Annotated in this window: 2 protein-coding genes and 1 pseudogene; all 3 read right to left on the bottom strand. The window is 46.0% G+C overall.

What is annotated here, in order from left to right; genetic code table 11:
• On the bottom strand, positions 1-561 hold a 561-nt coding region (locus B4033_RS13175), incomplete at its 3' end, for an ATP-binding protein (protein WP_286834589.1).
• Between the two features lie 55 nt (positions 562-616).
• Positions 617-1,699 carry a DNA replication/repair protein RecF gene (recF, locus tag B4033_RS13170; RefSeq protein ID WP_286834588.1) on the bottom strand — a complete coding sequence of 361 codons (1,083 nt, stop codon included), beginning with the start codon at positions 1,697-1,699 and terminating at the stop codon, positions 617-619.
• 27 nt (positions 1,700-1,726) lie between these two features.
• Positions 1,727-1,943: pseudogene (locus B4033_RS13165) on the bottom strand (DNA polymerase III subunit beta); the annotation flags it as partial.

The raw sequence follows: 1,943 nt of genomic DNA, 5'->3' as shown, positions 1-1,943 counted from the left end.
AGCACTTGGCCAGAAACGTACACGGGTACCGGTTCGGTCTGTATCACCGATGACTTTTAACGGATACTGTGAATCGCCATGACGGTATTCCTGCTGGTGAATATGACCAGCACGATGAATGGTCAGTTCCAATTTTTCTGACAGGGCATTTACAACTGAAACACCTACCCCGTGCAGACCACCAGAGACCTTATAGCTGTTATCATCAAACTTACCACCGGCATGCAGAATAGTCAGAATTACTTCTGCTGCAGACACACCTTCTTCAGGATGAATATCAGTTGGAATACCACGGCCGTTATCTGATACTGACACCGATTCATCTTCATGAATAGTCACTAAAATTTCATCACAGTGACCTGCCAGCGCCTCGTCAATCGAGTTATCAACCACCTCGAAAACCATATGGTGTAAGCCTGTACCGTCGTCTGTATCACCAATGTACATGCCCGGACGCTTACGCACAGCGTCTAAACCACGTAATACCTTGATGCTAGAGGAATCATAAGCCTTTTCAATGGTTTGTTCTGGTTGAGAAGCAGCTTGATCTTCTGAACTCATGGTTTCTCCCTAGTGAAAAATAGGTCTATCCAAAGATGGGTAAAACTTTAAAATACTATTGCACAACAACCTGAACGATACCGTTTTCAACATTGAATAACTGATATGAGATAGACAAATCATGTAAATGCTTTTGTACTGATTCGTGGTCTAAAGTGGTAATAAAAACTTGACTACCAAGTTGGCTCAATCGCTCAATTAAACGTTGTTGGGCGGTTAAATCTAATTCTGCTGTCAGATCATCTAATAATACCACAGTTTCCTTATTACAAGAATGTAGCATTGCAATTTGAGACAGTTTTAACGCCATCAGCAGCAGCTTTTTCTGTCCACGAGACAGGATCACATCTGCATCTCCCAGAGGGGTCTTCAGACGCAAATCTGCGCGATGTGGGCCGTATTCTGTATAGCGTCTTTCAACGTCCCGCTCATGATGATTGGTCAGGTCATTGAGCAGGCCAGTTTCAGCATGAAAACCGGGACTATAATCCAGGCCAATCGTGAGATCTGGCAGCAAATGTTTCAGGTCTTCCTCAAAGAAAACTTTCCATTGCTCGACAATACCGACCCGTTGTGAATGCAGAATCTCACCATATTGACTGAGCATCTGGTTCCACGGCTCCAGCTCTGACAGACTGAGATAGCGCCTGGACTTTAGCAAGCTGTTGCGCTGCTTCAAGGCACGCGAATAATATTGCCAGGCATGATAGAACTCTGGTTCCACGTGGAACATTAACCAGTCCAATAACTGTCGGCGTGGCTTGGCACCATGATCGATAATATCGGTGCTTTGTGGATCAATCAGCTGCAAGGGTAGCAGTTTGGCCAGCTGCCCCTGGGTCGCCACCAGATCACCATTTACCTTGATCAGCTGCTCACCACTGGCCATTTTCTGCATACCGACTTTTTCGGTATCAGACTGGGCAAACACGATCGCATCCGAAGCGCTGTGCTGAATGTAATTTTTAGGAATATGGGTACGAAAAGAACGCCCTGTGGCCAGCAGGTGAATGGCTTCCAGAATAGAGGTCTTGCCTGAACCATTCTGGCCATAAAAAACGTTAAACGGCTGCAATCCCTGGAGAGCAACCGTTTTTAAGTTTCGTACACGCTCTATATGCAAACGCGTAATATGCATGATTAGCTTGTGCCTGGATGCTGCCGCTTAAACGCGCATCGGCATGACAACATAAGTTTGATCAGTATGTGCAGGATCCTGAACCAACACCGACTGGTTTGCTTCGGTCATGCTCATGGAGACATCATCACCGTCCAGCACACCCAAGACTTCTAGCAAATATTGCGCATTGAAAGACATTTCCATGGGTGCATCCGCATACTGAATGGCCAGATCTTCAATCGCTTCATCCTGCTCCGGGTTA

The sequence above is a fragment of the Acinetobacter sp. UBA3132 genome, from assembly GCF_002364825.1.
In the GTDB taxonomy this organism is placed as follows: domain Bacteria; phylum Pseudomonadota; class Gammaproteobacteria; order Pseudomonadales; family Moraxellaceae; genus Acinetobacter; species Acinetobacter schindleri.
This window is presented reverse-complemented; position numbering and strand designations above follow the sequence as displayed.

Bases quoted from the DNA above. Each gene is read 5' to 3' on its own strand.
- recF (WP_286834588.1), bottom strand. From the start codon at position 1,699: ATGCATATTACGCGTTTGCATATAGAGCGTGTACGAAACTTAAAAACG.